We start from the raw sequence: 26,198 nt of genomic DNA, 5'->3' as shown, positions 1-26,198 counted from the left end.
GCTTTACTGATTATGCAACCATTCGCCTTGCGCCACAGGCATTAACTGCAGGAATTATAAATGCAGAGATTATTGCTACAGATATTGTTGATATTGACTCCACGCCGAATAATGGTTTTGGTAATGGCGAAGATGATACTGACAGTATTACGCCAAATATTACTAATACTATCTTCCCTGGAACGTGTGATGCACCTCGTGCAAAAGAGGGCGGTGATGCTTATCTTTCTGCATTAGGCGAATATATTGTTACACCCAATCAGGGGAATCAGCATGGTTATCTTTGGAGTTATGAGTTTATCGATTTAGATCAACCGCTTTACTCTGAATTGGCTGTCTATCTTGGTAATCGTTCATGTAATGTTAACTGCCCTAGTACAGGTATTGAGGCTGGCGCAGATGGTATGACGTTTGTGTTAAGTGCTGATCCGCGTGGTATTAACGCGATTGGCGGATTTGGTGGTGGTTTGGGGGTTGGGCCTGTTAATGGTGGTACTGCTGTTCAACCTTCTGTTGTGTTTGAGTTCGATACCTTTGATAACGCTTTCCAAGGTGCAAATGATGATGCTGTTGGCGGGCAATATATCGATCACACTGGTGTCTATTTAAATGGTCAAATATTTAATACTTCTCCTGCAACAACTTTAATTGCAGCACAACCGGCCAATAATAATGAATTAGAAGATGGCCGCTATCATATTGCCCAATTCTTCTGGGATCCTGTCACAAACCACTTTAGATATATGCTTGATGGTGTACTTGTAGGTGAATTTACCCGTAATATTCGTACCGATTTAGGTACTAATCTTGTTCGTTTTGGTTTTACCGGTGGTACTGGTGGTGCTTGGAATGAACAGAAAGGTTGTTTTACTAAAGCCCCTAATGTACTGGGGAGTGATTTAGGTGATGCACCAGATTCAACAACTGGAACGGGTAAAGCAGATTATCAAACTGTTTATGACAATAATGGTGCTATTCATACCCAAGCAGACACTGATGATAATGGTGTTATTGATTTACGTATGGGAACATTGTGGGATTCTGATTTTGGTAATTTACAAAATGAAGCTGCGACAGCAGATGATATTGAAAATTTTGATGATGAAGATGGTATAGCAATTCCTACCTTATTGCCTAAAAGTGCAAACTTTAATATCAGTGTTGAAGTGATGGAAGATGCTAGCCGCTTATCAAGTGGAGCTCATATTTATGGCTGGATTGATTGGAACCAAAATGGAGTATGGGAAACCTCTGAGCGAATCATCAATCAAACATCTGCATCAATTGGGGTAAATAACTTTACGAATATTGCAGTGCCAGCCAATGCCCTTATTGGTGTGACCTATGCCAGAATCCGATTATGTACAGATACTACTTGTAATGTACCTACTGGTTTGGTCGCCAACGGTGAAGTTGATGACTATCGCGTTATAGTGTCTGATCTTAGTCCTGATAATACTTGTGATATTGTGCTTGGAACAGAGCAAAATAGTAGTAATGGTTTTGATTACGCACAATTAGACACGGCATCAAATCCAGCGTTATTCTCTAATATAGTTTCTAATTTAACGGTAGATGGAATCTCGAGTTTATTTTATATCAATAGTATCGGTATGAATCGTGAAGATGGTTTAATTTACGGTACTTTTGTTGATCAAAATAATGCTGCGGGGCAAACGCATTTATTTGCTACAGATAGAACGGGTTCTCGTTTTATCGATTTAGGTATTATTCGTGCTGAAGGCCCACAACAAATTCAACACCGCACTCATGGGGTGTTAACTATTTTCGATCAGCAGGCATTGACCTTGTCTATTGAAGGTAAAAATATTGGTCCTCTGACCATGGGTGATGTGTCCGTTGATGGTAAGTGGCTATATACCGCGACCGAGGATTTGAAGAATTTAATCCGTATTGATCTGCAAAATTCGAGTTATAAATCGATTGCAATTAATGATTACCTCGCAGGTGGAGATGTCGCATTTAATATCAATGATGGCCTTTTATATAATCTAGATATTGAAAATGGCATTTTACGTCAAATTAGTGTCAATACCGGAAACGTCGATAGTTTTAATTTAGATTATGGTACTGGTTTACTACCTGTCGATGGTACAGGTGATGCGATAAGCGGGGGATTAGTTATGGACAATGGTATTAGTTTGTATGCCTTTGTCGATAATGGTAATCACGATAGTAACAAATCTGGTAGTTATGATGTATTAGATCGCTCAGCCATATATCGAATTAATATAACCACCAAAGAAATTGATTATTATTTAACAGGATCAGACGCTAATCGTCTAAATAGTGATACCGCAGGATGTTTTTACGCTCGAGATTATTCCGATGCGCCTATATCAGGTATTTTGGCATCAGGTATAAATGCCAATTATGGTGTGGCATATCATAGCTTCTCTGATACAGGAGCTGATAATGATCCTGCGCTAGACGGTGATCAAGATTTAACTCTCGGTATCTTGTGGGATTCAGAAGTGGCTGCAAGTGTTAGTGCTGATGCAAAAGGGGATGATTTACAAGGTATTGATGATGAAGATGGTGCATCAGTACCAGAGGAAGTCATTGTTAATACCCAAAGTGCAATTGCGATTAACTTGTCTCAACCGATTGGTTATTTAAATGTTTGGATTGACGTTAATGGCGATGGCAGTTTCCATCCAACTGATGAGCACTTTATTAATGAACAAAGTATTAATAATACCAATACTCAACTGGATTTAACTATTGATCCTAGTGCAACCCAAGGATTCAGTGGTGACACCTTTGCTCGTTTTAGATTCTGTAGCCAAGTTAATGATTGTAATACTCCAACCGGGGCCGCAAATGATGGTGAGGTTGAGGATTATATATTTACACTGATTAACCAAATTTTATTACAAGGTAGAATATTTGAGGATAACGGTAAAGGTACTGGAGCCATAGCTCATGATGGCTTAATTCAAGTTGATGAATTAGGGCTCGCCAAATTTAACGTTAAGATTGTATATAACGATGCAATTGCTGCTGGTGGATTTAGTCAAGGAGATCAAATAGAGCAGGTTGTAACCGAGGCAACTGGTGCTTATCAGTTGACGGTTCCAGTCAGCTTAAGTAACAAAGATCTTTTATTACAGGTGACGCCACAAGCGAAATGGATTGATATCAGTGAGTCTAATAATGGCCAAAATACCCAAGTAACGATTGGATCAGTGACCGACAATCAGATGCAAATCAATGCTGCAGCCGGTGATACGTTAACTGGCTTAAACTTTGGCAAAGTGACCGCGCCGCAATTAGCACCTGATAACTTCTCTGAAGTTGAACCAGGAAGTCAGGTTCTGTATGCACATCAATTTAATGTTAATACGGCAGGAATTGTTGATTTTAGTATTATCCAAGATGCGGCAAATGACTCAACTTGGGTGGTTAACCTCTTTAGTGATGACAATTGTAATGGTGCTATTGATAGTGGTGACGTTGCCACCAGTGCTGGAATTGCAGTGAATAGTAACAGCAACAACCAATTATGTATTATTTCTCGAATAACAGTCCCGACTGATGCGACGATTAATCAAAACTTTAGTTACCAGTTACAAGCGCAAATGACTTATGCCGACAGTGCATCAACGGGGCATAATGTCGTTAAATTGGTTTCTGATACTGATGGCGTGCGTGCAAGCTTTAGTGGTGCAGGTGATTTACAACTTAGTAAAACAGTGAAGAATATTACTCAAGTTGGGGTAGCGGGAACTAGCAACTTTGCAAAGCCTGGAGATGTTTTAGAGTACACGATTTATTTTGCTAATATCGGCAGTGGTAATATTACACAAGTTAATATATTCGATACAACTCCTGAGTTTACAACACTCTCTAATGCCGTAATTTGCGGTAGTGGCCTACCATCTGCTAATGGTTGTACTGTTACAGTACCTAGTTTAAGTGAAAATACTAGTGGTTATGCGGGATCTATAAACTGGCAAATCAGTGGCAGTGTAGCAGCTGGCGCAACAGGTAGCGTGAGTTATAGAGTGATAGTTGATTAAGTTGTTTACTACATACAGTCTATTTTTGATATGTTAACAAACAAAGAGTGTCGTATAGATGCTCTTTATTTTGGTTATTGATAAGAGCGGTTTGTGTTTTTAAAATGTGACAGCATGACGTGTTGGCAGATGTGTGGTGTAAGGGTTTGGTATGCTCGCATTGATCTGTATCAAATTATTCTAGTTAATTATGTCGGTCACACCTCTTACGCTCGTTTTTTAATCAAATAAATTATCGAAAACACAATATATATTTTAAATATTGATAATATTTTGTGCGCAATGTGTTTTTTATGTTCAAAATCGTCAAATGTTACCAAAGTTTAATCATCAAGGTCGATTTAAATTAATCTAATGGGAGTATGTTAACGAGTAGATTAATTCTTAGAAGTGAGAAGAATGATGATTGACTACTTTAATACAAACTATCCATCCGTTGATGCCTTAAGATTAAAAGCCAAAAAACGTCTACCTAAATTTGCATTCGAATATGTAGATGGTGGTTGTAATACTGGTGAAGGCTTAAAGCGTAATACTGATGATATTAGACAGCTTGAATTACTGCCATATTATCTACGTGAATATCAAAATATCTCAATGAAGACCACCTTATTTGGTGAAACTTATGATGCTCCATTTGGTATTAGTCCTGTCGGTTTACAAGGGCTTATTTGGCCAGGATCTCCTGAGATTTTAGCCAAAGCAGCTTTTGATCATAATGTACCTTTTATTTTAAGTACTGTGTCTACTTCTCCAATTGAAAAAATTGCTGAAATAACTGAAGGTAAAGCTTGGTTTCAGCTTTATCATCCAGCAGACGATAAGGTTACAGATGATATTTTAAAGCGCTGTAAAGCTGCTGGCATAAAAACATTGGTGCTTTTATCTGATGTGCCAACATTTGCTTATCGCCCTAAAGAGATTAAAAATGGTTTAGCCATGCCACCTAAAATGACCATGGATAATATCTATGAGATTTTCAAATCACCTGAATGGGCATTAGCAACACTGATTAAAGGCAAGCCACAATTCGAAACTCTCACTAAATACATGCCAGGTAGTATGAATATGCACCATCTAGCACTATTTATGGATAAAACATTTAATGGTCGTCTAAGTGTAGAAAAAGTACAACGCCTTAGAGATAAGTGGGATGGCAACTTAGTAATGAAAGGGCTTTCGACTGTCGAGGATAGTGACAAAGCTGTTGAGCTAGGTTTAGAGGGGATTATTATCTCTAACCACGGAGGACGACAGTTAGATGCAGGTCCATCAACAATTAGCGTTGCACCTGATATTATTGCTAAAAATAGAGATAAGCTTACTATTATGATGGACAGCGGTATTCGTAATGGTCCAGATATCGCTCGAACTTTATCCGTTGGTGTTGATTTTACTTTTATGGGGCGTACTTTTATGTATGGTGTCGGAGCACTAGGGCATAAAGGTGGATATCACACCATTAATATGTTGAAGAAACAACTTCAACAGGTGATGGAACAATGCTGCTGCGAAACTCCTGCGGATTTTCCAAATCATTTATTGCACAATATTTATCAGAATAATCTGACCGACTAAATGTTATATTTAAGAGCTAAATCGATTGTTAATTACTTTGGTTTAGCTCTTTGCTTAAATCAGATTGCTTCGCTTTAAAATCAACCATTAAAAGTTAACCATACTTTTAAAATTTAATTATTTACCATTAATGTTACGACTTGACTGTTCGTTTTAACTGGTCAAACAATTCTAAAGTTCTAATCTCTAAATGGTCAAGATTACTCACTTTGAAGTTAATAAACCTATCCTCATGTAACGTGGGTTTACCGTACACAAAAATAAAAGCACGTTTATCTTTTTGCTCAGTAATATTGGTTAACCTTGAAAGTAGCAGCTTTTTTACTGGATAGCGCTCGATCTCACGTTCAGATATAAACAAACTTGGTCTAATCATTTGCTCATTATGAGTTAAAGTTTGAATAAATGTAATTCTATAAAATTGTTTTTGAGGGTTATAGTCAACATAAGCTAGCCCCCAATAAATGCAGTTTTGCTCTGGCAATTTATCCAATGGTTGTTTATAGATGCCTTTAAAAAGGTCCTGATAACATATTTCATGCGTTTCAATCTTAATCTTATGATTTTCAAGCGTTTGTTGTTGACGAAATTTAATAAAGTTGGTCACAAGCGATCTTACCGAATAATAATGCGGGTGGCTTGCTTGTTTTTCAATTGATGTATGCTTAGGTGAACTATTTAGCAGCAAACTATTATTTGGGGCAGAACATGATTGTTTCGGCTGCAGTTGCTGTGACGGACGCTGTAAATGGAAACTCGCAGTGGTTATCGTTTGCTCGTTTAGCAATTTATCAGTTTGATGTTGAATAGTGCATTGTGAACTATGGCAATAACTACGAAAATGCGGCGTTTGCCGCATATTCTGTTTAATTTGATCAAGATTGATACAAGTGACTTTAGCTTGGCACTCAGTACATGGGCATTGAAAGCTAGATTTATTGCGAATAATACCAGTCCAATACAGATCATACGCAAGCTCAGCATCGATAATTTGTTCAAATTCAACACTGTACGCATGAGTAAGTGATGCCATATTTATTCCAATTAAGTTTTATCAGCTTCAGTTGTAGACTCAGCAAACCGAGATTCATATTCATACATAAAATCACAACGAATATCTTGTTCAAGATGAATGGCACGATCAGTAGGGCAGAATAACCTAAAATGGATAATCTGCTCGCCATATGGGCTGCTGGTAATATGAATATGTGGTTCTGAGCCGGGCAAATCGACACCTGCATGTTTTTCTATCACGCTATTATAACGACGCGCGACTTCGATAAAGTCCTCACAATGGTGGTCAATCTTAGTAATCATACCCGGTATCATTGGTATATATTTACAAAATCTTTAACCACAATAGAAAACTCATGGTAAACATAGCGTTTCATGAAATTAAGGTTTTTGACCGCATAGGTAAAAAACATACTGTTAGGTAGGGTTGCTGTTTTACCCGTGTAGTTGTATTGACCATGGTGTAAGTCAATTTCTTGAATCACCGTCGCCATTAAGTTGTGATCAATGACTTCACCGCACAACTTACCTATTTCAATCCAATCACCAATTCTAAATGAACGAGAACTCGCACGTTGAATAGAACCAGTGACACATAAAATAATCTCTTTAGATGCTACAACAATAGCAATTGCGATAGCGGTAACCGATAGTGCAAATTCGCTAATTTCAGACTTCCACAGTAAAAAAATCAGCAGCACAATGATTGAAAAAGCACCATTTTTGGTACGCGACATCCATTTACGCTGTTCTTCAGTTAAAAACAGTTCTTCGCCACGAATTTTAGCCAATACCAAACGACGAATAATAGTAATGAATAGAATTATAAGGAGTGTGAATAGAAATTTATGGACCATTAAAAAATCAACGGCCATCATTATGTAATCCATTATATTTCTCTTTTTGCAGTCATGTTATAGCCAATATTAGCGTTCTATCTTTAAGTAATACAATCAAGTTAGCCATTATTTGTTTTATTTATGACAACCAATGATGAAACAGCTTACTTTAGTTACATTATGGCTTAAAAAGCATCGGTTTAATGTGTTACATTCGTAAAAAATGAACTAATAATGAAAATTAATCTTACGGTCATATTTGACGTTTATCAGTTATTGTAGGGGGAATACGGATAACTGTATAAATACACAGTTATCCGTAAAAGTAGCAATTTTGTATGATAAATATACCAACCAGTATGTCGTCAAAGCAAAATTTGCTTATATATTGATGGCATAGTGCCTTTTCACAAGAACTGTCATATAAACAGGCATAATAATGATTGTGAATGTTCAGCCTTATTTGGGGGTAAGAAGAAAAGTGATTTAGCGTCAATAACAACTAAGTGATTGTTTAAAAACAGCTATATTTAGCAGCTAAATCGCACTACATCACAAATATGCAAATTCTGACTTTCACTATCAGGGGAGTTAGTGAAGGTGAAGTAAAACATTTAATAACGCATTGAAATATTAGCTTTTTAGGGTGATTCTTTATTATAAAATTAACTTTGCAGTCTGTTCTAATTCGGAATTCAGCCTAATATACTATTATATGACTTTATTAAATTAGGAAAACTAAATGGACTTAGATATCTATCAGGTTGATTCATTTACAAGTGAAGCATTCAAAGGTAATCCTGCTGGAGTCTGTATAACAAACAATGGCTTAATTGATAGCTTAATGCTATCAATTGCTGAAGAAATGGCTGTGCCCGAAATGGCTTTCTTATCGCTTTCTGATATGACGCTAAAGTGGTTTACTCCGAAAGCGGAGGTAAAGCAATAATAATTTCTCTCCATTGTTTTGGAATTACTGATTATAGAGGTAAAGAGTTGGCAAGATGATCTTGAGTTTTATTCTCTAAAGTTGTCTGAAAATCATATAGATAACTAGGGGCTTACCATGTCGCTAATTTTAGCCAACTATTTTGTGCCGTTTGCTGCGAGCGTTAGCCGCCCCTTGAGGAGTAAATTTCAGTGTTCAAAATAGTATTATTCATACCTATATTCTTTTCTCCCTTGTTAATGGGAGCGGACGTTACAACTCTGCTAGAAAAGCATAAAGGCGGAGCTTGGAGTGTTACATATAGTACAGTGGAACCGATAAAAAAGCTGACATTTAAAAGAAATCCAGACAACTCTAGAGTTAAACGATGGCAACCCCAAAACTCAGAATTCGTGATTAAATATGACGAAGATAATGGTTTAGAGAGTGTGACTAAGCTTGATGGAAAGGGTTTTACTGAAGTCAAAATCTGGCTTACTTCAACTTATACTCCTTTACCTAAAGAGTATGCATCTTTTTCTCCTTTTTCAGATAATGGTTTTTTGTTTCATTCAGGAAGATTTTTTGCTTGTGCTGATATATGTGTTCCTGAATTAAATAAATGGCCTTTTGAAGTAAAAGCACAAGACAAAAATATTATAGTTGGTGGGGAAGTTTATTCGAGAGAAGCAAACTGGATCGATAAAGATAGTGGGCAAAAAGTATATATTGGTAACGGTATTCCTATCAAAGACACTCACTTTGTAAGTCTAATTGATACAAAATTGCCGAAAGAACTAAAAAAACACATTTCAAATGACCTGCCAAAGCTGATGAACTTTTTTACCAATAAAATGGGAGCCTTAAATTATAGGCCGGCTCTATTTGCATCATATAGCGAGACGATTAATGGTAGTTATGGAAATCAGGGGGGCACACTACCAGGACAAATATTTATGCATTGGTACGGTAAAAAATCAATTGAACAGCTTAACAGTGATTCCGTTTTCTGGTTTTTTGCTCATGAAGTTGCTCATTTGTATCAGAGAAAAGCGAGTGAGATTGAAAGTCAATCAGAAGCATGGCTGCACGAGGGGGTAGCTGAATATCTAGCAGGAATAGCTACGTCAGATCTTAGAAATAACAAAAGCCTGTTTGTCAAGAAAGTAAATATTGCAAAGAAACGCTGTTTTAATGGTTTAGAAAATAAGTCGAGTTACTCAGAAGCGGCTAAATTAAACCCGAAGTTACATTATAGTTGTGGTCTATTGCTTATAAATGCAATCGATAGAAATTTAACAGCTAATAATGAGAACTTTGATATTTTTAGAGCATGGAATAAATTTAATACACAAGTGGAATCAGGAGAGGCTGCAGCCGTAAGGACGTTTCTAAATGTAATAAAACCTTATATCTCTGACGAATTGAGTCGTTCTATTAATTTGTTATCTGGAACAGATGAAATTGACACTATAGAAGTTTTAAAGAAAATAGCGGCTAATAAGTAAAGTCAGGTGGATTCGTATTATTGTGGTGCTTTTTTCTCGCCCGTTTAATACGCCCCATGAATTAAGTAACCGTGGATGTTAGTGCCGTAATTTGAATGTTATGCATCAAATAGATATGAACACAATTTATAGCCTGAGCGATAAAAATATAGAACAGCATCACCGATTTTATCTAAAAGAGTGTTGGACGAAGGAGCGTAGGCTTCAAGAAACTAAAAAGTGCGTTAATGGCTCTCAGATAAATATTTGCATTTTGGATGGTGATGATAATCTTGTAGCTTATGCGCGCGTGCTTACAGACTTTACTTTTAAAGCTCAATTTTTCAACTGAGATTTCAGGCATTCAGCTAATTGATGATGTCAAATTAATAACAAGGCAAAGCAAATTCGCACCTGCGGTGCTGGACTTGCTAACACTCGCTCGTTATTGTAACGTGATGCGTAACAGCGGAATTCAGGATGAAGTTAGTAACTCCAAGGGTTGAATATCTTATGCACGACAAAGCATTTAAGAATAATTTTAAATGCTTGCCATTTTTGCGCCATCAAAGTATAGGCAAGAGCTACGCACATCTTAATTCGGCGTTATAAGTGAATCATTGATTTGTGTATCTCAAAAGGATTTATAATGATGAAAATAATTGTAACTTACCTCATTTTAATGATTGGATTACATTCAGTTATTGTGGAAGCAACAGATATCACAGCGCTCAATCCCATTCAGTCGCTTAAAGTAAAATCTAAATATTTTAAAGAGACAATTGAATATAATGTTACATTGCCTAAAAGTTATAGTGAGGTAAAAGGGAAAGATAAAAAATACTTTGTTATTTTTGACTTACACCCGCGTAGCCAACCTTATCTTAGCGGCTTACATGACTGGTTAAGTCATAATGGCGATTGGCCTTGGCTTGAATCAATTATAATTACTCCTGCAAATTATAATCCTGAATTTGCAAAATTATTCAAACAAATTGTAAGTGACCCAAGTAATCAAACAATACTCGATTACTTCGAACATGATCTACTCAAAGCTATAGACGAAAAATATCGAACTAATGGATTTAATATTTATAGTGGCTTTATGGGAAATGGAGCATTAGGATTATTTACTTTACTCAATCGCCCTACATTATTTAACGCATATATTATTACTAGCCCATCATTGGCTAATGATTTTGGTTGATAACGTCAGAGGCAAAAGCGAAACTAGCCTCAAAAGATGATCAAATGAGATTTTTATATCTTACTACAGGGAATCATCGGTATGAACAAGGTAATTTGACGTCTTTTGATTTATTTGAAAAAGCACTCAAAACATCTTCACCAAGTACTCTTGATTGGCAGGTCCACCATAATAATAAAAATAATTATATGTCCCAACCAATAGTTTCTATTGTTAATGGCATTGAAGCTCTATTTAGTGATATTCATACTGACCTTGAAGCTAACTCTGATATTTCTAAAAAAGGGGCGCAAGCAGTTATTGATTATTATGCTTTAATTTCTGAGAAAAAATATGGTTTTGATATTTCTGCTGAAGGTTCTTTAAAGGCACTAGCAAAATCATTATTAACAAAGGATCCCCAGAAAGGATTATCTATATATCAAAAAACTACTGAACTTTATCCTGAATCAGCTTATGCATTATCATCATTAGCAAAAGCATATGCTGAACTTGGAGATATTAATAAAGCAATACAATATCAAATGAAAGCTGTTGAAAAATCTAAGACAATGATTGAATGGCATCAAAAAAAGCATAAACAATACTTAGCTGAATTTAAAATCATGCTAAATAGTAAAGGAGAATAAGTGCTAGGTTTTTATATCAAAGCTGGCTTTCAGTTTTGGCAACATACTAGCTTACTTTTAACAGAAGCAGAAAGGCATATGCTGAGGAACGGAATGAAACAGTTAGCTTTTGCTCGTTCCTTGCTAATTTTAGCCACAAATTTTTCCGCTTAGGTGAGGTGTTATCAATTATAGAGAGTTCGAAGTATTGTGGTAAAAGTATGGATGGCTCTATTGCTCACTTCGTGCGGTATGCCCAAGACAATACGACACGTTGGCAAGAAGGATATTGATGTTTATGCAGAAAACTGTTTGAAGGGCATTTGGTACATTCGTTATTACTAGCAGGCGTTATCATGTTCGGCGCTAAACAAGGTTGTGAATGTGGATAAAAACAATTGGCTTTGTTTTGTACCTCTATAAGTGTAACTACCTCTATAAGTGTAACTACCTCTATAAGTGTAACTACCTCTATAAGTGTAACTACCTCTCTAAGTTCGTTTTTTACGATAGCTAAGATGGTGACAATACTTAGATTTTGTAGTTCAGACTATGGCTGAGATAGACTGGCAACATGGTAGAACTCCCCAAAAACTCCCCAAAACGAAAACGGGAACAACTAAGCAGTTGTTCCCGTTATCTTTATTTGGCGGTGAGCGAGAGATTCGAACTCTCGTTAGGGGTTAGCCTAAACACACTTTCCAGGCGTGCGCCTTCAGCCACTCAGCCAGCTCACCAAATTGTATGCCGTATTAACGTCTTGGCTGACGGTTGTAGCATCGCTGCTCAACGGATGGCTACTTTACTGAATGGGCTGCGATGGGTCAAGTAAAAATAGCGTGTTTGCGTTTATTTGAGTAATTGCTAAGCAATTGATTCAATTTAAGACTATGGCTATTTGAGTTTGCTTAGATCAGTTTATCAGAACTGAGATGGTGTAATTTGTAGGATGGTTACAATATAAGTAAATTTTTTGACAAAAAGAGGGATGTGATCTGTTTTCATTTAATAGATAAATACTGCTCTTTATTCAATATGAGAGTCATATGTACCGAATAAGGCCCATACAACAGCAAGATAATCAATCTGTTGCTAAACTGATTAAACAAGTTAGCCATAAATTGGATGTGTGTATGGATGCTGAGCCGTTTTAATATTCAATATTTGGCAGCTCAATTGAGGAATTCTTATGTATTATCACAAACAATATGCAAAGGCGATATTAGTGATGCTGGGACTAATTACAGTATTTACTATTTTGCTTGAACTAGCATCGACAAAACAGGTTTTTTGGCCCGTTTATCTTACTATTATTGTTATCGCAATCTTATTTCATTGCTTAGTGATTGAACAGACAGAACAAAAGCTAAAATGGCACTTCGGTCTAGGTTTTTTTAGTAAGCACATTGATTTTTCAGAAATTAAGTCAGCCTCAATTATTGAAATAAAATGGTTTTACGGTTTAGGCATTCGTCGGACCAAACACGGTTGGTTTTATGGTGTTTCTGGTATGCAGGCGCTTAAGCTAGAATTAAGAAATGGCCAAGTGTTACTGTTAGGTACTGATGATGGTGTTGCATTACTTAATATGGTTAATAGCCAAATTGTATAATACATTTTTTATAGGCATGCCATTTAAGAGGTCAAACCTGCAAAAAGCTCCCTTCTGTGGATTTTAACGTTATTTGATTGAGTGGCAGCTAATCACTCTTGGCGATCCTTATTGTCTATTCCGTATAAAAATAGCTAGTTAAATGATTTTAGTTTAATGAAATAATAAAATTATTGTAAATTATTCATTTGATATTGGCGTAATTCAGTTTTTAACTAAGTTATATTTTTTTATTATAGAAGAGGTTGTGCTTTAATTAACTGATTTTAAAAGATTAAATATAATTACCTCATTAGTTTTATATTTATTCACCTCAACTAACATATCAGCCAATCTAAAATTGAGTGATTTTTGACACTAGCTGTTTGAATCATTGTCTATTATAGAAAACTATCAAATGCAAAATGTGTATATTTCTCAACATATGCGTACGTTTTAATTGTTACAATAATGCATTATTTTATCTTTAGAAAAACTGTTAGCGTTTAAAACCTATAAATAAATGAAGAATATGCAATAAGCTTTAGTCAGTTGTAAATTATCTGATATCTGTTTTTACTATTGTTTGCTATTTAAAAATAGTGAAGTCGTATTTATATTCAGTGGGTTGTTGTGTCATTGCCAGTAAAGTTCTGTCTTTACACTGTTGTGGAACTGAAAAATACGATTACGACATTATAAGGTAATGGAGACCAACTATGTTTCAGGAAAAACTAATCGTATTAGCTGTTGCTGCAAGTTGTGGAATAGGTGCCGTTAATGCAAATGAGTCATTATCGATACCTAACGAAGCTAATTATATTGTGGTATTTAATACACCGAGCGTGCTTAATTTGAATAATGCAGGTGGAGTTTCCAGCTATGCCAGCAGTATGGGGGCAAGGTTATCAAATCAAATGGGCATTAAAGTTCAAAAGGATTTTGGTGATGTGTTAAATGGAGTGTTAGTGAAAGCTAATCGTGCGCAATTAAAAGCAATGCGCAATGACCCTAATGTCAAATACATTGAATTAGATCAAGTTGTGCAAGTAAATCCTATATCTACCAATGCTGATCAAGCTAGTCCAACATGGGGACTTGATCGAATTGACCAATCAAACCTACCGTTAGACAACAATTACCATTATGATTTTGATGGTACTGGTGTGACTGCGTATGTGATCGATACAGGTGTAAGAAATAGTCATAACGAATTTAATGGCCGTGCGACCAGTGGTTATGATTTTGTTGATAACGACAGTGATGCAACCGATTGTAATGGTCACGGTACCCACGTTGCAGGCACTATCGCTGGTAGCAGTTACGGTGTTGCTAAAAATGCGAATATTGTTGGGGTTAGGGTGTTAGATTGTGCGGGTTCAGGTACTAATTCTGGCGTTATTGATGGTATTAATTGGGTTAAAAATAATGCCGTAGCTCCAGCAGTTGCAAATATGAGTTTAGGTGGCGGTGCATCGCAAGCATTAGATGATGCTGTTAATGCAGCTGTCGCAGCCGGAATTACCTTTGTTGTAGCAGCCGGTAACGATAATCGTAATGCCTGTAATTATTCACCTGCTCGAGCAGCGGATGCTATTACCGTCGGTTCTACCACCAGCACGGATGCCCGTTCTAGCTTTTCCAATTATGGTAGCTGTTTAGATATTTACGCACCTGGTTCTAGTATCACTTCTGCCTGGTATAACAGTAATAGTGCGACTAATACTATCAGTGGTACATCTATGGCAGCCCCTCATGTAGCTGGTGTTGCAGCCTTATTATTAGATGAAACAAGTTCACTGTCTCCAAGTCAATTGCAAGCAACCATGTTGGCACGATCCTCAGCAGATAAAGTGTCAGACGCTAAAACGGGTTCGCCTAATCAATTGTTATTTAGTCTAGCAAATGATGATGGCGGTGGTGGATGTACCACAGATTGTAATCAGGATAATGTACTTAATAATGCCGAAGTGGTGAGCATTAATGGTGCGTCTGATTCAGAAGTGGTTTACAGTATTGATGTACCTGCCGATAGCAGTCATTTAGATGTATTAATGAGTGGTGGCAGTGGTGATGCTGATATTTATGTCAGTTATGGTCAAGCTCCTACGCGAACTAGTTATCAATGTCGTCCTTATAAAAATGGTAATAATGAGTCATGTCAATTCGATAATCCGCAGGCAGGGCAATGGTATGTGATGGTGCATGGCTATAGTGCTTATAGTGGTGCAGACTTAAGTGCAACTTACACTACTGGCGGAGGCGGGCAAGATCAGTGTACTGATGCCAATTGCTTAGAAAATGGTGTGACACTGACAGGCTTAAGTGGCAATCGACGTTCAACTGTATTTTATAAAACTTATGTACCAGCAGGGTCAACGTTAACTGTCAGTACCTCGGGTGGCAGTGGTGATGCTGATTTGTATGTTAACGCTGGTAGTGAACCAACTACCTCCAATTACGATTGCCGTCCTTACAAATCAGGAAATGTCGAATCATGCAGTTTTAATGTTCAAGAATCGGGTTATTACCATGTAATGATCCGTGGATATCGTTCATATTCAGGATTGAACTTAACTGCGACTTACTAAGGTTTAGTTTAATGTAAAGAGAGAAAAGCCGAAGCATTTGCTTCGGCTTTATTGTTAAAATTCTTATCTGTTAAAGCAACGGACTAAACATATAAAAGAACTGCTCAATAAATTTTTTCTGCAATGGTCGTTTACGCCATTTAACAGGATCAACCAAGGTTGAATCATCAATATAGCGGCGCTGCAGACGATTAAGCTTTTGTGTAAATTCGTATTCTTCAACCGCTAATGTGACTTCAAAATTGAGCCAAAGACTACGCATATCAAGGTTTACCGTACCAATTAAACTGTGATTCTCATCAATAACAACAGACTTAGTATGTAGCAAACCGCCTTTGAATCGATGGATATTTACGCCTGCATTTAATAGCTCATAAAAGAATGAACGGCTGGCCCATTCAACCATCATTGAATCATTTTTGTCGGGGATTACAATATGCACACTGACTTTACGTTGTGCAGCACTAATTAGCGCAAACATTAAGTTTTCACTTGGAATAAAGTAGGGCGTAGTAATCACAATTTTGTGTTTAGCTTGATAAATACTTTGTAATAAAACCTGCTGAATAATCGCCTCAGGCATTCCAGGGCCTGATGGAATGACCTGCACGACATCGGTTTCAGTTTTATCTTGTTCACGATATTGTGGCATGGCTGGTAGGGAGCGCGTGCTGGTTTCAACCTCCCAATCCCATGCGTGAATACAATTTAGTACTGGTACAGAAGCACCATGAATTCTCACCATTACATCAATCCACTGGCCAACACCCGCATCGACTTTAAAATATGCAGGATCGACCATATTCATTGAGCCTGTATAACCAATGATATTATCAATGACTACAATTTTACGGTGTAAGCGTAAATCAAGACGTCTAAAAAACATTCGCACAGGCGAGACAGATAAAGCATCAACGAGTTCGATGCCTGCACTTCTAAATGTCACGGGCCAACTGCTTTTGAAAAATACGCGACTTCCAGCACTATCGAGTAATACTTTAACTTTTACGCCTCGTTTTCTAGCTTTAATGAGCGCATCGGCAACACAGTCAGCAAGGCCACCAGGATTCCAAATGTAAAACTCCATATGAATGTCGGTTTGCGCTGCATTAATGTCTTCAATCAAGCGCTGCATAATTTCATCGGTAGTTTTTAATAATTCTAAGCGGTTATCAGCTAAAGCAGGAATACCAAGTCGGGACTGACACAGTTGGCTGATCGATTGCGCGAAATCCGTTAAACTTTCAGGATGGTATTGGCGATAATCTTGTAGCTGTTTACACCACACGCCATAAGGGCCAAACATGTCTTTTGCTCGAGATGCGCGCTTTTTACCTAAATTAAGTTCGCCAAAAAGAAAATAGAGTACGATACCCGCAAAAGGAATAACGTAAATCACCATCATCCAAGCAAAAGAAACACCAATAGAACGTCGCTTAGTGACGATTCTTACCGTAATACCAGCAATCAGCAGCCAATATATGAGTAAGCTAATTAGCGTAAAAAATTGATAAACTTTTTCCATTAATACATCTGTAAAATAAAAGAGGAAAATATAGTTAGATTTTGCATGCTTTTAGCGAGATAAGGTAGCTTTTTTGTATACTTAGCAGCAAATGTCTATTGATAAATAGATTTATAAGCTCAATATGTATCAAAGCAGTTATCGTATGATATGGGAAATTTTTCTCATGTGTTTTTGTGGATTAAGGTTTTGAAGAAAAAATTTAAAGTAATGTTAGGGAGTGCCGCTATTTTGGGGGTATTGGGTGCAACCGTCATCAATGTATTATTCACTGTGCCAGCAGGACCTGTAATGACTGATAATATTAACATCGCTGATTTTGAGAGCCAGTGTGTCAAACACGATATTAATCAAGTGTTAGACGACAATGGCGAGTTACATATTGCAGTTTGGAATATCTACAAACAACAGAAAAGTGGCTGGCAACGCGAGTTAGGCGATTTGCTCAAGTCTAATCAATTGGTCATGTTGCAAGAAGCCAAATTGTCGCCTGAATTGAAACTATTTTTACGTCAATATGATGTAGAAATAGAGATGGTGAATGCCTTTAGTATGAAGGGCAATCCAAATGGTGTGATGAATCTTGCTCGAACGGAGTCTACCGAATCTTGTGCTATAGCAGTGACAGAGCCATGGTTACGATTACCTAAATCAAGCTTGGTAAGCCAATATCCGTTATCCAATGGTCAACATTTATTAGTCGTTAATTTGCACAGCATTAATTTTGAATGGCGTTTGTCACAATATAGAGCACAGCTAAATGCAATTGCACAGCAGGTTAAAGATCACCAAGGTCCCGTTATTATGGCTGGTGATTTTAATACATGGCGACCAAAGCGTATGCAAACTGTGACGCAATTTATGCAACAATTCGGCTTAACACCAGTGTCTTATCACGATGATAAGCGCACGCATATAATGGGTATGCCACTGGATCATATTTTTTATCGAGGCTTAACATTAGTCAAAGACAGCTCGGTAAAAACTAATTCATCTGATCATAATCAACTTACAGCTACTTTTAAGCTGTAAGCCCCAATTTTGTAAAAGCTTTGGTTAACATCACAACCTAGTGTTAATCATGCTAAAAAAAGGAACTCGATGCTGATTTTTTGTTGGTAACATGATTTACTAATGCAATTTCAAAATGCTTAGGATCAAACAACAATGAAAAAAGCAGCCCTATCATTAGCCATTGCACTGGCAATGGCTTCAATTTCTGGATGCCAATTTACTTCTGACGCACAGCAAGCTCAAATTGAAGCTGAGCAAAAGTCACCATTTGTGCAACTTACTGATAAATTTATTGAAAGCTTATGGTATGTAGAGCCTACATGGGCACTATACGAGGGCTATCATAAATATGATACTAAGCTTGTTATCCCTAATGAAGAGCATCGCGCACTTCAAGGCAAATTTATTGAAGCCATGCGTGAGCGTTTGTTGATGTTTGATACAACAACATTAACGGCTTCACAAAAAATCGATTTCAAATTAATGCACAATATCGTCGAAAAGATGGATTGGGAGCTGAATGAATTTAAATCGTGGCAATGGAACCCTGCTAATTACAATGTGGCAGGCGGTTTTGCTCAAATCATTAATGGCACTTATGCGCCGCTAGATGACCGTTTACGTGTTGTATTAGAACGAATGAAAGATGTTCCTGCATACTACACCGCATCTCGTCTAAATGTAGTTAATCCAACCTTAGAGCATACCTTACTAGCGATTCAACAAAACGAAGGGGCTAATAGCGTTTTTTCAAAAGAGTTACTTGAGAAAGCGATGGCTTCAAATTTAACTGATGAAGAAAAGAAGCTATTCCAGCAGCGTTATAAAGCGGCTAAATTAGCAGTACGTATTCACATTGGTTGGTTAAAGTTAGTAGAGAATAGTATTAAAGGCTCTGGGCCTCGTGATTTTAGAATTGGTGAAGCGCAGTACGAAAAGAAATTCGCTCTTGATATCCAATCGGGAATGACGGCTAAACAACTATATGAAAAAGCGGTTGCTGATAAGACATTAATCCAAGCTGAAATGGAAAAGTTAACTCAGCAGTTATGGCCTAAGTACTTTACTACTGCCATGCCTAAAGATAGCAAACAGGCTACACGTCAGTTAATTGATAAATTATCAGCTAACCATGTTGAACGTGAGAAATTTGTCACTGAAATTAATGCACAAATCCCAGAACTAGTTGAATTTGTAAAGCAAAAAGATCTTATTACATTAGATCCAGACAAGCCATTAGTGGTGCGTGAAACGCCTGAATATATGCGTGGTTTTGCTGGTGCTTCAATTAGCGCACCTGGTCCGTATGATAAAGCCGCTAACACTTACTACAACGTCACACCTTTAGATGATATGTCAGCAGAAGGTGCTGAGAGTTATTTACGTGAATATAATCACTGGATATTACAAATTTTAAATATCCATGAGGCGATTCCGGGGCATTACACGCAACTTGTCTATTCAAATGAATCACCAAGCATTGTTAAGAGTCTATTTGGTAATGGTGCAATGGTTGAAGGCTGGGCGGTATATACCGAGCGTATGATGCTTGAAGAGGGTTACGGTAACTTCGAACCTGAAATGTGGCTGATGTACTACAAGTGGAACTTACGCGTTATTTGCAATACGATTTTAGATTACAGTGTGCAAGTCAAAGGCATGGACAAAGATGCAGCGATAAAGTTACTGACAGAAGAAGCTTTCCAGCAACAAGCAGAGGCTGAGGGAAAGTGGAAGCGCGCGACATTAAGCCAAGTGCAGTTAACCAGTTATTATGCCGGTTACCGTGAAATTTATGACCTACGTGAAGAAGTGAAACAAGCGCGTGGTGATAAGTTTAACCTCAAAGCTTTCCATGAAGAATTTTTGAGCTATGGTAGTGCACCTGTAAAGTATATTCGTGAGATGATGTTAGCTAAATAAATCAGTACAATAGTTTAAATTGTCACCTATAGCACAGTAATCTTTATGGATAAGGTTTACAGCGATAGGTGACAGGTTTATGGTTGTTTGAAGAAGCTACCTTATGAACCATTTTTTAGGGACATGTTTAATAATGCGTATTAGTTCAAATTTTGATGGCGGCAATATTGATGTGCTTAATATTGACGATAAAGACAATATCCAACTTGCAATTCGTGCTGATAACGACAGCCAATTTCTACAGTGGTTCAACTTCCGCTTAACTGGCAATATTGGTATGCAATATACCATGCACATTAACAATGCTGGTGAGACTTCATACCCAAAAGGCTGGGAGGATTATCAAGCCGTTGCGAGTTATGATCGCCAACATTGGTTCCGAATTCCAACTGAATACAAAGATGGCAAATTGACCATGTCACTTGAGCTTGAATGCCAAGAGATTCAAATTGCTTACTTTGCACCATATAGCTATGAGCGCCATTTAGATTTGATTAGCGCCATGCAAGTGCATCCTGATGTTGAATTAGAACATCTTGGTTTAACACTTGATGGGCGTGATATGAGCTTATTAAAAATTGGTGATGGTGACGCCGACAAGAAAACGATTTGGATTACGGCTCGCCAACACCCAGGTGAGACCATGGCCGAATGGTTAGTTGAAGGTTTGCTGTATGCCTTGCTTGATGGTGATAATGCCAATTCAAAAGCCTTATTAGATAAAGCCAATTTCTACGTGGTACCAAACATGAATCCAGATGGCAGTGCGCGAGGTCATTTGCGTACCAACGCTGCTGGTGTAAACCTTAACCGTGAATGGCTAACACCAAGCTTGACTCAAAGCCCTGAAGTTTATTACGTGGTTGAGAAAATGAAGCAAACGGGTGTAGACCTCTATTTTGATGTTCATGGTGATGAAGGTTTACCATACGTATTCTTAGCGGGCTGTGAAGGTGTTGAATGCTTTGATGAGCGTTTGACTCAATTACAACATGACTTTGTTGACGCATTAAAACTGGTTAGTGCTGATTTTCAGGCTGAACATGGTTATGAAAAAGATGAACCAGGCCAAGCGAATTTAACGATTGCGTCTAATTGGGTTGCGCAAACCTTTAATTGTTTATCAAATACGTTAGAGATGCCATTCAAAGATAATGCTAATCAGCCTGATCCGATTGTAGGTTGGTCACCAGAGCGTTCAATCTATTTGGGCGAAGCATCATTAACGGCAATGCTAGCGGTTGTTGATAAGTTACGTTAATAGGAATTCTTATGGCTTTAGTTCAGTGTCCACAATGCGATAAGCGTATCTCGAGTTTAGCGAAGTCGTGTCAATATTGTCATGCTGATTTAAGCGGTAATACCGATTCTATGCGGGTTATAAACCATATCCAGCAATCAACTAAATTAATGAATCAAAGCTTTTTGGCGTTAACATTGTTTATTGCGGGTGTGGTTATCTGGTTTTGGGGTGGCGAAGTTGCTACCGGAATGCGTGCTATTATTGGCGCAATCTGCTTTGTTGTTGGATTTGTCGGTTATCTGTATACCAGAGTTAGGATTATTTTACACAAAAGGAAGAGTGAATGACCGAGGTTGAAAAACTCGTTGATGATATGCCATATGAGGCTTATGAGCGACTGGTTAGTGCTGTTGAGCTAGGTAAATGGCAAGATGGCGCAGTACTTTCACAGGAACAGCGCGATAACTGCTTACAATTAGTAATGCTATATCAAGCACGAAAGCTCGATAATCATGAGCATTTTACCATTGCTGCAGGCGGTAAACTCAACGAACTGAGTAAAGCTGAATTAAAAAAACAGTTTAAAGGTGAGAGTATCGCCGAATTCAAGAACGAACAGTTATAACCACGAATACTTTCAAATAAAAAGCCAATCAACTGATTGGCTTTTTATGTTTTAAATCCGCATTAACTGTTTTGCGAATAAAGAGTAACCCAGCTTAATCATCAAAATTAGCTTCATAACCTTTAGGTGGTGGTGTCCAACCACGTTCCTCACTATTATGGTTATCCATACGATCAGTTTGCATGGCCACTTTTATTGCTTCTTCCATTTGAATAAATAGTTTGCGGTAATCATGGTCATATTGTTTACCTTCGCTACCAAATTTCCATTGTTTATATAGGCTCTCTGACGCTTGTTCTTCCGTTTGGAAAAACATATTTTTCTTTTGCTCAACCAAGAATGGATGAAAGCCTAATGACGTTAACGTTTTTGCGCCTAGTTTTAACGCTGAGTGATAGGTTTCATTGACAATAAAATCAGCACCAGCATGTTTTAGTTCATAGTTATGGCCTTTATCAAATGCTCTAGCTAACACCTTTACATGAGGGTAAGTCTGCTTGACATAATGAACAATTGCCTTGGCATTTTCGCGATCATCAATTGCCACAACTAGTATTGCGGCTTCCTCTATGCCAGCGGTATGTAACAACTCAGGACGGGTCGCATCACCAAAATAAGTTTTGATATTAACCTTTCTTAAATTATCGATTTGAGTCGCGTTTAAATCCATTACTACTGTGCTTACACCATTAGCCACTAATAAGCGATTAACAATCTGACCAAAGCGTCCAACACCAGCAATAATCACTTTCCCAGTGTCATCAATTTCATCAAATGGTTGGTCATTATTGGCATCTTGATAGCGCGGTAGAATCACTTTATCGAATATAATAAATAATGCAGGGGTTAAGAACATTGACAGTGCTACAACCAGTTGCAGCGTATTGGCAACACCAACTGGAATAACGTGATTTTGTACAGTAAAGCTTAATAATACAAAGCCGAATTCGCCAGCTTGAGCAAGACTTAATGCAAATAACCAACGATCACTATTTTTAATTTTAAAAATAATGGCTAGTCCCCAAAGCACCAGTGCTTTTATCAGCATGACCCCAAGCGTTAAAGCGATAATCAGTCCAAAATTATCGGTAAGAATAGTAAAATTGATACCAGCGCCTACCGTGATAAAAAAGAGTCCTAATAACAATCCTTTAAAAGGTTCGATATTAGACTCTAATTCATGTCTAAACTCACTGTTTGCCAATACAACGCCAGCAAGGAATGTACCTAAGGCTGGAGATAGACCAACTAAGCTCATTAACGCTGCAATACCAATGACAATCAGCAGGGCCGTGGCGACAAATATTTCACGTAAGCCAGAGTTTGCAACGTAGCGAAATAGGGGTCTGCTAAGGTAATGTCCACCAACAACAACAGTTGCAATACTGGCAATAATTGCTAATGCATATGCCCATGTTGGTAAACCTGCAACTAAGCTTAATTGTTCGTGATGCTCGGCCGCAGCTTGTGCGCTTTCAGCCGCCGTAACTAACTCGGGTAATGCGAGCATAGGTATAAAGGCCAGCATAGGTATCACAGCAATATCTTGCATCAGTAATACTGAAAATGCATTTTGGCCACCTTCCGTTTTAGTTAGCCCTTTTTCATTAAATGTCTGTAATACAATCGCGGTAGATGACAGCGAAAAGGTCAAACCGATAGCAAAGGCAACCGTCAACGGCTGGTTAAATAGTAACGCCACAGCACCTATTAATAACGATGTTACAACAACTTGTAATCCGCCGAGACCGATTAAACGGTTACGCATATTCCATAGCATTTGTGGCTGTAGTTCTAAACCCACTAGAAATAGCATCATCACCACGCCAAATTCAGCAAAATGCTGAATGGTCAAAGTCTCGTGTCCTACTATCCCTGTGATTGGACCAATAACCACCCCAGCAATTAAATAGCCCAGCACTGAACCTAGCCCTAATCGCTTTGCTAACGGTACGGCAATAACAGCTGCAATAAGATAGATAAAGGCTTGAATAAAATAAACCGTCATAATTATTCCTCTACACTTGAGCTATTAATGGTTGTCGATAAGTGTTGATTGATGGTGATTAAATTATTTACTGAGGTGATATTTAAATTGCCTGTATTTAACAGCTCCAATAACTGCTGCCATTGCTCAAGATGGGAACCAAGCTTGTTGGTTAGTGATGCTGAACGGCTACTAAATAGTGCAAAAGGAGGCAAATAGTGCATTCCCGTCAAGTTAGCTGTTTGTTCGAATGGTTGCAGTAACTCTCTCACGGTAAAATGGTTAAAGCCATCTGCATGATATGCCTGTTCTTTACCACCAGCGCTGATAGCACAAATAAATTTTTTCCCATGAAGTGCTGTACCTTTACTGCCATAGGCATAGCCATATTCAAGAACTAAATCTTGCCATTCCTTTAGAATGGAAGGGCTGGAATACCAATAAAATGGGAATTGAAAAATAATCACATCATGTTGATTAAGGCGCGATTGTTCTTTATCTATATCTATATTGTAGGTTGGGTATTCAGCGTACAAATCAACAGCCGTGACATAATCTAGCGATTTAGCATAGTTAAATAACGGTAGATTAACTTCTGAACGGTGAGGTGATGGGTGGGCAAATAGCAATAATATTTTGTTTTTGTTCATCCATAATGCTCCATTACTTAAATTTTAATGTAACTTCGCAGAAAAAATAGACAAATTCAATGCTTTGTTTAATTTGTATAAAGGAGCTATTTTGATAGTTGCAGAATGTTTATAGCTTTATGAATTCGTGTTTCATATCACTTCATCATTATAAAACGTTAATAAACTGGCGCATATTTCCATGATCATGAGTAAACAAAAATGGAGCCAATCGGCTCCATTTTATGCAATCTAGTAAACTTATATTACGCGTGGGTTAATTCACCGACTAAGTTTTGGGTCATTAATAACTTAATTTGTGCAGCAGTAAGATCTTTAGATAGTAGGTAATGCAATTTAGCTAATGCCGCTTCAATTGTCATATCACCACCACTGATCACACCAACACGCGCCAGCGAGCTTCCGGTGGCATAACCGCCCATATTAACTGTGCCTTGCATACACTGGGTTAGGTTTACTACCACAATACCGCGCTCGTCGGCAGCACGTAATATTTCTAATAACTCTGGTACTTGTGGTGCATTTCCCACACCGTAAGTAAGAATAATCAACGCTTTAACGGGTTGTTGTAAGATGTTATTAAAAATATCAGTAGAGATACCAGGGTAGAGTGTAATCACACCAATAGGCTGTGGACTCATGCGGGCAACGTCTAAATGGGAAGTTAGATGGTGGCTGATTTTACCTTCATGAAGATGGATACTAATACCAGCTTCCAACAGCATAGGGCAGTTAGGTGATGCAAATGCATCAAAACCATCGGCGTGTGCTTTAGTGGTACGATTGCCCCTAAATAGCTTGTTATTGAAGAATAAACCGACCTCTGCGATGGGATAGTTCGCCGCAATATACAGCGCATTGAGTAAGTTGGTTTGTCCATCAGAACGCAATTGTGCTAAAGGAATTTGAGAACCTGTAATAATGACTGGTTTTGATAACCCTTGTAACATAAAAGAGAGGGCTGAGGCAGTAAAGGCCATGGTATCAGTACCATGCAAGATGACGAAACCATCATATTTATCGTAATTATCACGAATATCGTCAGCAATCATTTGCCAATCGGTTGGCGCCATATTAGATGAGTCGATGAGTGGATCATACTCATGGATCACAAAGTCAGGCATCTCTTCGTGATAAAACTCAGGCATTGATTGCACGCAGGTTGTTAGAAAACCAGCAACAGGGGCAAAGCAGCCAGTTTCAGTTTTTTGCATACCGATGGTACCACCAGTATATGCGACATATATGCAACGTTTAGTCATGGAATTGGGGCTATTTGCAAATTTATCAGTAAATTATACGGAAGCTTGAGCAGAAACCCAATAAAAAGCCCGGATAAACCGGG

The 26,198-nt window shown here is 37.8% G+C and carries 20 protein-coding genes and 1 tRNA gene; 13 read left to right on the top strand and 8 right to left on the bottom strand.

Features of this window, described 5'->3' with window-relative positions; translation table 11 throughout:
* Nucleotides 1–20: 20 nt before the first annotated feature.
* Complete coding sequence (locus tag JCM15074_RS23470) at nt 21–4,043, top strand: lectin-like domain-containing protein (protein ID WP_306302219.1); 4,023 nt, start codon at nt 21–23, stop codon at nt 4,041–4,043.
* Nucleotides 4,044–4,442: 399 nt separating this feature from the next.
* Nucleotides 4,443–5,621: an alpha-hydroxy acid oxidase gene (locus JCM15074_RS06155; RefSeq protein WP_234400171.1), complete on the top strand. Its 1,179-nt coding sequence runs from the start codon at nt 4,443–4,445 to the stop codon at nt 5,619–5,621.
* A gap of 133 nt (nt 5,622–5,754) precedes the next feature.
* Here JCM15074_RS06155 and JCM15074_RS06150 read toward each other — a convergent pair whose 3' ends face one another.
* The 3 genes from JCM15074_RS06150 to JCM15074_RS21180 are packed head-to-tail and all read right to left on the bottom strand — an operon-like array spanning nt 5,755 to nt 7,525.
* Nucleotides 5,755–6,654 (bottom strand): hypothetical protein, encoded by a 900-nt coding sequence (locus JCM15074_RS06150; RefSeq protein WP_025820429.1) that lies wholly within the window; start codon nt 6,652–6,654, stop codon nt 5,755–5,757.
* 11 nt (nt 6,655–6,665) lie between these two features.
* Nucleotides 6,666–6,938 carry a hypothetical protein gene (locus tag JCM15074_RS25470; protein ID WP_306302217.1) on the bottom strand — a complete coding sequence of 91 codons (273 nt, stop codon included), beginning with the start codon at nt 6,936–6,938 and terminating at the stop codon, nt 6,666–6,668.
* Between the two features lie 8 nt (nt 6,939–6,946).
* Nucleotides 6,947–7,525 carry a mechanosensitive ion channel domain-containing protein gene (locus JCM15074_RS21180; RefSeq protein WP_306302216.1) on the bottom strand — a complete coding sequence of 193 codons (579 nt, stop codon included), beginning with the start codon at nt 7,523–7,525 and terminating at the stop codon, nt 6,947–6,949.
* A gap of 691 nt (nt 7,526–8,216) precedes the next feature.
* On the opposite strand from JCM15074_RS21180, the gene JCM15074_RS06140 reads away from it, so the two are divergent.
* The 4 genes from JCM15074_RS06140 (at nt 8,217) to JCM15074_RS23460 (ending at nt 11,725) form a co-directional block, all read left to right on the top strand.
* Nucleotides 8,217–8,423 carry a PhzF family phenazine biosynthesis protein gene (locus JCM15074_RS06140; protein WP_025820428.1) on the top strand — a complete coding sequence of 69 codons (207 nt, stop codon included), beginning with the start codon at nt 8,217–8,219 and terminating at the stop codon, nt 8,421–8,423.
* A 191-nt stretch (nt 8,424–8,614) separates the two neighbouring features.
* On the top strand, nt 8,615–9,910 hold the full coding sequence (locus JCM15074_RS06135) for a hypothetical protein (RefSeq protein ID WP_025820427.1): 1,296 nt from the start codon (nt 8,615–8,617) through the stop codon (nt 9,908–9,910).
* Between the two features lie 628 nt (nt 9,911–10,538).
* Entirely contained in the window at nt 10,539–11,096 is a 558-nt protein-coding gene (locus JCM15074_RS23465; protein ID WP_051536840.1) for an alpha/beta hydrolase, read from the top strand.
* 44 nt (nt 11,097–11,140) lie between these two features.
* Complete coding sequence (locus tag JCM15074_RS23460; protein ID WP_148300739.1) at nt 11,141–11,725, top strand: tetratricopeptide repeat protein; 585 nt, start codon at nt 11,141–11,143, stop codon at nt 11,723–11,725.
* A 626-nt stretch (nt 11,726–12,351) separates the two neighbouring features.
* On the opposite strand, the gene JCM15074_RS06115 is transcribed toward JCM15074_RS23460, so the two are convergent.
* Nucleotides 12,352–12,441 (bottom strand) — tRNA-Ser (locus JCM15074_RS06115).
* A 452-nt stretch (nt 12,442–12,893) separates the two neighbouring features.
* On the opposite strand from JCM15074_RS06115, the gene JCM15074_RS06110 reads away from it, so the two are divergent.
* Nucleotides 12,894–13,316: a hypothetical protein gene (locus JCM15074_RS06110; protein WP_025820425.1), complete on the top strand. Its 423-nt coding sequence runs from the start codon at nt 12,894–12,896 to the stop codon at nt 13,314–13,316.
* A 698-nt stretch (nt 13,317–14,014) separates the two neighbouring features.
* On the top strand, nt 14,015–15,886 hold the full coding sequence (locus JCM15074_RS06105; RefSeq protein WP_025820424.1) for a S8 family peptidase: 1,872 nt from the start codon (nt 14,015–14,017) through the stop codon (nt 15,884–15,886).
* 70 nt (nt 15,887–15,956) lie between these two features.
* Here JCM15074_RS06105 and cls read toward each other — a convergent pair whose 3' ends face one another.
* Nucleotides 15,957–17,411 (bottom strand): cardiolipin synthase, encoded by a 1,455-nt coding sequence (cls, locus tag JCM15074_RS06100; RefSeq protein ID WP_025820423.1) that lies wholly within the window; start codon nt 17,409–17,411, stop codon nt 15,957–15,959.
* Nucleotides 17,412–17,600: 189 nt separating this feature from the next.
* On the opposite strand from cls, the gene JCM15074_RS06095 reads away from it, so the two are divergent.
* The 5 genes from JCM15074_RS06095 (at nt 17,601) to JCM15074_RS06075 (ending at nt 22,216) form a co-directional block, all read left to right on the top strand.
* On the top strand, nt 17,601–18,443 hold the full coding sequence (locus tag JCM15074_RS06095) for an endonuclease/exonuclease/phosphatase family protein (protein ID WP_025820422.1): 843 nt from the start codon (nt 17,601–17,603) through the stop codon (nt 18,441–18,443).
* 135 nt (nt 18,444–18,578) lie between these two features.
* Nucleotides 18,579–20,348, top strand: coding sequence for a DUF885 domain-containing protein (locus tag JCM15074_RS06090; protein ID WP_025820421.1), 1,770 nt, complete (start codon nt 18,579–18,581; stop codon nt 20,346–20,348).
* 133 nt (nt 20,349–20,481) lie between these two features.
* Nucleotides 20,482–21,609, top strand: a complete 1,128-nt coding sequence (locus JCM15074_RS06085; protein WP_025820420.1) for a M14 family metallopeptidase — start codon at nt 20,482–20,484, stop codon at nt 21,607–21,609.
* A gap of 11 nt (nt 21,610–21,620) precedes the next feature.
* Nucleotides 21,621–21,938, top strand: a complete 318-nt coding sequence (locus JCM15074_RS06080) for a hypothetical protein (protein ID WP_025820419.1) — start codon at nt 21,621–21,623, stop codon at nt 21,936–21,938.
* The gene (locus tag JCM15074_RS06075; protein ID WP_025820418.1) at nt 21,935–22,216 is read left to right on the top strand and encodes a YeaC family protein; all 282 of its coding nucleotides are present in this window, start codon (nt 21,935–21,937) and stop codon (nt 22,214–22,216) included. The genes JCM15074_RS06080 and JCM15074_RS06075 overlap by 4 nt, the downstream gene beginning before the upstream one ends.
* Nucleotides 22,217–22,310: 94 nt before the next feature.
* Here the strand turns inward: JCM15074_RS06075 and JCM15074_RS06070 are convergent, their stop codons facing one another.
* The 3 genes from JCM15074_RS06070 to ansA form a co-directional block, all read right to left on the bottom strand.
* Nucleotides 22,311–24,224, bottom strand: coding sequence for a monovalent cation:proton antiporter-2 (CPA2) family protein (locus JCM15074_RS06070; RefSeq protein WP_025820417.1), 1,914 nt, complete (start codon nt 24,222–24,224; stop codon nt 22,311–22,313).
* A gap of 2 nt (nt 24,225–24,226) precedes the next feature.
* Entirely contained in the window at nt 24,227–24,853 is a 627-nt protein-coding gene (locus JCM15074_RS06065; RefSeq protein WP_025820416.1) for an NAD(P)H-dependent oxidoreductase, read from the bottom strand.
* A 245-nt stretch (nt 24,854–25,098) separates the two neighbouring features.
* A complete protein-coding gene (gene ansA / locus JCM15074_RS06060) occupies nt 25,099–26,115 on the bottom strand; it encodes an asparaginase (RefSeq protein ID WP_025820415.1) in 1,017 nt (338 codons plus the stop codon).
* Nucleotides 26,116–26,198 lie beyond the last annotated feature (83 nt).

The sequence above is a fragment of the Shewanella marina JCM 15074 genome, assembly GCF_000614975.1.
GTDB lineage: Bacteria > Pseudomonadota > Gammaproteobacteria > Enterobacterales > Shewanellaceae > Shewanella > Shewanella marina.
The sequence above is the reverse complement of the archived record's forward strand: the minus strand, read 5'-3'. Positions and strand labels throughout refer to the sequence as shown.